The organism is Wolbachia endosymbiont of Cylisticus convexus (assembly GCF_003344345.1).
This window is the reverse complement of sequence record NZ_QPIP01000103.1, coordinates 1-7296: the sequence shown is the minus strand read 5'-3', so window position 1 is coordinate 7296 and position 7296 is coordinate 1. Positions and strand designations below refer to the sequence as shown.

The window sequence follows — 7296 nt, the reverse complement described above, 5'->3', positions numbered from 1 at the left end:
CTATTTTCACATCTACTTTTCTTGAATGCTTTCTTAACTTCTTCTTGTTCTATAGCTCTTTTTTCTTCTATAACACCTTTAACTTTAAAACTCTCAAAATTGCCTTTACTATTTTCTGAAAATTGTTTAATAGCACTATTACTTGTCAATGGGTTTCCGTTACTGAAAATGCTATTTTTAGAAAGCTTATTAACAAAATTTCCATTATTTTCAAATTTTCTAATCGGGCTATTCTCAGCAAATATGCTACTAACTGTATTTCCCATCCATGAAAAAGCTTTTCCTATAGGTTCAATGAGTGATTTCCAAAAGCTAGAGAAAAAGTCTTTCACTTTTTGCCAGTTAGTTAGAACATAAACTGCACCAGCAACAAGACTCGCTATTAAAAGTCCAATTGGGTTAGTCATTACAGCGAGTGTTATTGCTCTTAGCCCTGTTATTACTGCAGGAAAAACTATACTTGATAAAGATGAAAATGTTGTCAGTATTGTTGCTTTAAGACCAAAAATTGTACTTCCTAATAAAGTAATTCCATAGCCTAATCCCACTACTAAGACTTTCAAACTTATCAAAGCTGCTAAAGTACTCATGATTGCCGTAGTTAAAGTTGGATATTTTTCTGCAAAAGAAGCTATACGCTCTGTTATTGCTTTCAAACTTCCAGCTACATAATTTAAAGTAGGCAACATTACTGACCCTAGATTCATACCAGCTTCAAATACTGCATTTTTAAGTAATTGTAATTTATTAGCTGTAGTATTTGCCCGATTGTTAAATTCGTCCTGCATTGAAGCGTTATATTTTTCTTTATCAGCTAAATGTTCAATAGCTTTCTTGTAAATGTCTAAGCTTCCTACTAAAAGAGCAATGTCATCTTGAAACCCAGCACCAAATAGATTCATAAGAATACCAGCTCGCTCTTGATCATTTATTTTTTTTAAGGTTTCAAGGAATTGCAATATTGCCTCTTGAGGATTTTTTTTTAATAGTTTGTTCTAGCTCTTCTATACTTGTTCCCATCTCATCTAATGCATCGTGAAATTCGGGACTTTGCTCTCTTGCGGTCTGTAGTTTACTAAGAAAGTTATTTATAGCAGTTGCTGCTTTTTCAGGTTGTTTACCTAAACTTATGAACGCACTTGCTAAGCTACTTGCTTGATCAATTTCTAAACCAAATTGTTTAGCATTACCGCCAATTCTATTCAGTGTAAGAACCATTTCTTTTGCTTTAGCAGCAGTATTATCTGAAAGATGGTTTATTATGTTACCTACATTTTCCATACCATCAACTTTAATTCCATATACATTGGATATTTTTGCAATAGCATTACCAGCTTCTTCTGCCGACATATCAAACGCTGTGGTCATTTTAGCAACTATTGTTGTAAATTCCAGAAGATCCTCTTTTTCAATACCAAGTTGACCACCACTTGCAGCTATTTGTGCTAATTCTGCAGCTGACAAGGGTATTTCACGAGACAACTTTTTGAGCTCTTGAGCAAATTTATTAGCTTCATCTTTTTTACTATCAAACCTTACTACTTTCTTTACATCAGCCATAGCCGATTCAAAATCAACAGCAACTTTAATTGGCGCTGCAAGCGTTAGCCCTAGCCCAATAGTTTCTATAATTTGTGACTTAAAATGTGCTTTGCTTGCTAAAAAACTTTGGTGACTACGTATTGCAGACCCAAGCTTACCATACTTACCTTTTAGCACTTCAATAGAAGAACCAAGTTTATATTGATCACTTACTAATGACTTAATATTTCTTCCACTTTTCCTTACTTCTTCATTAAATGAATGCAAAGCATCTCTCTTTTTCAAATATGCTTCTTTTGCTTTTGTTGCAGAAAACTTAGCTTTATCAAACTCAGCTTTTAAAGTTTTGCTTGGTTTCTCTATTGCTTTCATTTGTTTAGCTAAAGATTTTACCTGATCCTCAAAACCTTTCCATGACCTTCTGCTAGTTAAAACATCACTACCCAACTGCTTAAACTTTGATACTGATTTTAAAGATGAATCAAGCTTTCTTATATTCTCACCAAGACGGGTAAGTTGACTACTGCTTCCCTTTATTACAGTATTAAAACTGCCATCAAGTACCGCACCTATTTTTATCGATAATACTGACATTTGAACTCCCTAGCTAATTTGCTCCATAAAATAAACTCACTAATCTCCATATCAAGAATGTGCTCAACTCCACCACCTATGATAGAGCCAAGCACTAGTATTTCTAATCTCAAGTTTTTTGGATAATCGGTGAAAAAAAATCCTTTAATACCTCTTGCACTTTCACATAATCAGCAATATCTAACTCTTCAATCGCTTCTTTTGCAACTGATGTCAAATTGGCAGTCAAAGTTACTTCTTTACTAAGGTCACTACCATTTAAGCGTTCAATTGCAAGATAGTCTCTAACTTTTGGACGTCTAACAGTAAGTTCTGAGACAGAAATTCCATCAACTGTTATTGGGTTATTAAGTGTTATAGTGTGCATTATTGCCTCCTTAAAATAAAATTTCGAAATCTTTTCATATGCCTAAAATCGTTTGCAGCAAGGCCATTTGATCAACACCATTTATCTTTCTTATCATATTTTCAGCATCGATCTCTATCAGTTCATTACCACCTATGGTAAGTTTATAGTAATGAGCAGCTACAGTACACTTCAGCGTTGCTTTTTCAGCAGGTTTCCAGTTACCAAAATCAAATTCTTTAAAAATGCCTCTTAAATTGATTATTACTCCTTCAATATCATTGCTACCACTCCCTTGCATTCCACCCCTTAGCGTTAGAGATACAGAGTTTCCATTTATCAACCCAAATAGCCTAAAGAGTTCTGTGTCGTATTCAGAAAAAGTGAAATCTGCTTCCAATTTTTCCATGCCTATATCAATATTTATTGGAATATCCATACCACCAGCTCTGTATTCTTCGGTTTTTATGGTAAGCTTTGGTAGCGTTATTTCATCTATTTTTCCCGCATAGCCTCTACCATCAACAAATACGTTAAAATTTCTCAGTATTTTTGGTAACACTTTGCTTTCTCCTAACTTATATTGACAAGATGAGACCTGAATATTATTTGCTCAGCTGGATATGGTGGTGTAAACTCGAAGTCAAAATACACTTTCCCGCTTGCAATGTTTGCTGGTGTATTGAGTTCTGGTGTTGCATAACATTTTCCACTGATAATAGCTCCTTGGGCTTTTAAATTGGCCAAATAAGAATTCACCCCCTCAATCACATCATCTATATAAGTTTTGGTGATATTGCGATCAACTGCCCATAAATGAGCTCGAAGTAAACTATCATTGATTAAATCTGCAGTCCTTCTCACTGACAAAAAAGCCCATTTTGAGTCATTTGAACATGTTCTATTTCCCCAAAGCCTATAGCCGTTTTGATGAATTATCGTTGTTACTTCATTTTCATTTAAGTGGTTTGCTCTGCAATTTGTATTACCGAGCGTAAAATCAATAGGCCTGCTTGTTCCAACAATACCATTTATCTCTTTATTTGAAGGTGAATGCCAAAATCCTTGTTCGCTATCTACTTTCGCTATTAAACCTGCTACAAATGGGCTAGACGGTAAAATTTCTTCTTCTCCTTCAATAAACATAGTAACCTCATAATATACCTTTTTCAATTTGTTTTTGGGATCTTAGTCTTGCAATTGCTATTTTAGAAGAATTCTCAACACGCTTTCTTAACTCTAGCTCTTGTTCCAAGCTTATAGATACCCAGAATCTTAAGCCAATACGTTGTGCATTAACGAGCTTACATTTAATCCAATTATAGACAACGTCATGACTGACATTAAATTTTTCTGCAACTTGTTTAACTAATAATCCTTCCGCTTTTTTAGAATATAGTGCTGGAATTTTATGTTTTGACCTAATCCATCTAATACCACTAATAGTAAATGGAAAACCTTTATTTGTTATTAATCTTTCTTGATTTAACAGGTTAACAATTTGTGTGTCAGTCATTGTTGTTGCTAATTGTCTTACTCGATTAACTATATCTTCTGAATGCCGCCATTTATCACAAGGTTTTGTTGGTAATTGCACTTCTAAATCCTCTGTAACATTTGTTTGCCAGCATATATGTAACACTGCTTTTTGTTCATTACGTAATTTTTTGATAGTGATATCCTTTATTAAAAGCCGTAAAATACGTTTTTTATCTTTTACACTTGTCGATACTGCATTCCACAGGCGTGGTAAGTCTTCAGCTAGAGCCAACACTTGCTCTTTTTGTTGCTTTGTAGCTGTAAGTATATTCTTTTGCTTATATTCAGCATACTGGGCCTTTACTTCTTCTAGCATTGTTAGAGTTTCATTCCAGCGCCTCTCTAAAGTTGCAGCTACTAGGCGATTTGATGGGTCTACTTCTTCATAACGCCTCTGTGCCAACTGTACTTCATAATCCGCCCTTTCTATCTGCATTTGCCATTGTTTGTCAAGCATGTAACCTCGTTGTTCCAATTCTTCAAATGCTTTTATGGCAATCTCAATTTGTGCGGGTTCCATTACTGCTAACACTCTTCCTGCAATGGCTTTATCCAGAAGATCTCCACGAACGGAAAAGCAACTTTTACTACCTTCCCCCCATCTCCCTTTCCAATTACATTGGTAAGTAGGATAAATAATGTTTTTCTTTTTATACTTTTTATACTTTACAATAAGACGACGACCACAGCAACTACAAATTAATAATCCCTGTAACAACCCTATCCCCTCTCTTACTGCTGTAGGTAACATATTCTCCTCTTCACTGGGTTTATTTTTTGCTAAAGTCTCGTTATTTATTATATATTCCTGCCATGATATATAGCCTTCATGATGATCTTTGATCATTGTATGCCAAGCTTCCATTGGTAAGCGAACTATTGTTGCTTGAACCTGACCAGTACTTGATAGCTTCTTTTGCTGTTTATAACGGCCATAAACATAAACTCCAGCATAACAAGGATTTTTTAATATTTGACATACTCTTGAGTACGTCAGTTCTCCCCATATTAGCTTTCCTTTCCAAGTACTTCCATATACACGTTTTGGAAACTGAATCTTTTGTTGACCAAAATAATTAACTACTCCATAAGCACTGCCTTTTTCCTTGAATGTCCTAAATAGCAGTTGAATCACACTTCTTACTTGCTCATCATCATCAAGCTTAACGCGACCTTCCTCATCATAACAAAATCCTACTGGCAGAGGAGATCTAAGTTCTCCTTTCTTGGCTTTATTTATCTTGCCTCCCAAAAGCCTGGCTCGAATGAAGTGTAATTCTGCTTGCGACATTGTTCCCTTTAATCCCAACAGTAATTGGTCATTGAAGTCAGTAGGATTATGACTACTACGACAATGTTGTAAATTTTGACCTTTTTCATTGTTATGTTCTGTAGAATGAGATATATCTTTTACTCGAAACACTATATTTACTTCTTCAATATCAACTTCAATTCGCTTAACTAATATTCTGATAACATTACGTTTAGTTAGCCAATCTAAATCATCAAGCTTTGATTTAATATTGGAAAAAAACTCTTCTAAATTGGTTACAACGAGAGTTAATTCTTGTTGTAGATTTTTTCGATTGAATATTTTTTTCTTTTCCTCTTCAACTATTTTTAAGCTCTGTTTTGCTGCTTTAATTCGTGGTTCAAATTCTTCTTTGCTAATATACCCTTGAGTATAGCTATCAATAAGTCTTGAAATGCCTTGTTTCAGCTTATCATCTTGTTTTTTAAGTGAATCAGTTATTTGATCACATGGTGATTTTTGAAGTTCTGAAAGCCTACGCTGATATTCCTTTAAAATTCTGTTTGGATTTTTTAATAGGCTTTTAACTTCTTCCCACACAGCTGTCTCTAATGTAGAAGCACGAATTGTTTTACTATTACAAATCTTATTACCAGCAAAACGGTAAGCATCTGCGCCAATACAACGATAACATTTTTTTTGAGACTTGCCATATCTTTTAGCATAATAAGAATACTGGCAACGCTTGCATACCAATAAGCCTTGCAATAGATTAGTTGTTCCTATTTGTCTTGCTCTTTGCCTTTTTGCGTTCTCAGCTAATTGCTTTTGAACTATATCAAACAAATCTTCATCAACTATTTTAGGTACTGGAATGTAAATCCAATGTTCCCTTTCAACACGATAGGTAGAACTATTCTTTTTAGGTTGTTCACAGGAATGTTTGTATGGTCTTATTTGCGGCAGCTTTGCACCTACCTTTGTTTTACCAAAAGCTGCTTGTCCTTTATAGACAGGATTTTTTAGTGTACCACAAAGCGTGCCTTTATTCCAGCATTTTCCCTTCGCTGACATGATAGACATGGTATTTAGCTGGCGACATACTTCTCCAGCACTCATTCTTTCTCTGCCTATCCAAGAAAATAGCTTACGAACCACTTCCGCTTCTTCTTCATGAACTTCAAACCGAGCTTGCCCTCCTTCCATCTGTTTATTTATATAACGGTAGCCGTAAGGAGCTCTACACATTACATTTACACTACCTTTTTTAGCTGCATAAATTTTTCCTCGACGACATCTTTCAGTAATCTTTGTGTGTTCATATTCTGCTATCATACCTTGCATTTGTAACAATAAATGAGCTTCTGGACTATCATTAATCTGATTATTTAAAAAAATTACTTCTACTTTTGCTTTCTGTAATTCTTCAAGTAAAACCATCTGATATGCATATTTACGCGATAAACGATCAGGAGAATGAATATAGATTATGTCAATTTTACCTTCTGCTACTTTATTACGTAATTTTTCTAAGGCAGGACGAACTAAATTAGATCCACTATAGCCATTATCAACGAATTTATGTTCATCTAGCAATTCATGCCCATCTGCTTTAATTTTATTTTCTAAAGCTGAAAGTTGACTTGCAATCGTATTCTCTTGTACTTGTTTTTCTGAAGAAACTCTTGCATATAAGCTTACTGTTAACATTTGATCCTCCTTGAAGTTCTTTTTTATTTGCATTTACTGAATACTTTAGCACTGGCATTAATTTTGTGTAGGCGTCTAATAAATATACCTCTGCCAACCTATCAGGTTCATAACTAACTCGTATGGCAAATCTTTCTTTACTGTTCATAACATTCCATTTAAATAATATGCTCATTATTAATCCACTACATTAAAGCTGATAATTAGTTCGTCATTAGCGTCATAAATAAATGGAGCTCTTACTTTTGGACATAAAAGTTTTCTGGAAATACTTTTTTCAAGTTTTAAATTGTTGGCAACATTGTCGTAGGTG

At 34.4% G+C, this 7296-nt stretch carries 4 protein-coding genes and 2 pseudogenes; all 6 read right to left on the bottom strand.

The genetic code is table 11. From position 1 onward, the window contains the following. Window positions 1-2136: pseudogene (locus Wcon_RS08345) on the bottom strand (phage tail tape measure protein); the annotation flags it as partial. After that, a complete protein-coding gene (locus Wcon_RS12590; protein ID WP_255565541.1) occupies window positions 2118-2249 on the bottom strand; it encodes a hypothetical protein in 132 nt (43 codons plus the stop codon). The pseudogene Wcon_RS08345 and the gene Wcon_RS12590, both read right to left, overlap by 19 nt. Continuing rightward, window positions 2246-2503, bottom strand: a complete 258-nt coding sequence (locus Wcon_RS08340; RefSeq protein WP_114517844.1) for a phage tail assembly protein — start codon at window positions 2501-2503, stop codon at window positions 2246-2248. Before Wcon_RS08340 ends, Wcon_RS12590 begins: the two co-directional genes overlap by 4 nt. A 34-nt stretch (window positions 2504-2537) precedes the next feature. Beyond that, a complete protein-coding gene (locus Wcon_RS08335) occupies window positions 2538-3044 on the bottom strand; it encodes a phage major tail tube protein (RefSeq protein ID WP_114517843.1) in 507 nt (168 codons plus the stop codon). A gap of 11 nt (window positions 3045-3055) precedes the next feature. Then, window positions 3056-3634, bottom strand: a pseudogene (locus Wcon_RS08330) (phage tail sheath family protein); the annotation flags it as partial. Window position 3635: 1 nt separating this feature from the next. Continuing rightward, window positions 3636-7016, bottom strand: a complete 3381-nt coding sequence (locus tag Wcon_RS12185) for a recombinase family protein (protein WP_410543467.1) — start codon at window positions 7014-7016, stop codon at window positions 3636-3638. Window positions 7017-7296: the final 280 nt, after the last annotated feature.

What these genes read in the sequence shown, in the direction of transcription:
- Wcon_RS08340 (WP_114517844.1), bottom strand. Translation starts at nt 2,503, where the DNA reads ATGCACACTATAACACTTAATAACCCAATAACAGTTGATGGAATTTCT.
- Wcon_RS12185 (WP_410543467.1), bottom strand. Translation starts at nt 7,016, where the DNA reads ATGCAAATAAAAAAGAACTTCAAGGAGGATCAAATGTTAACAGTAAGC.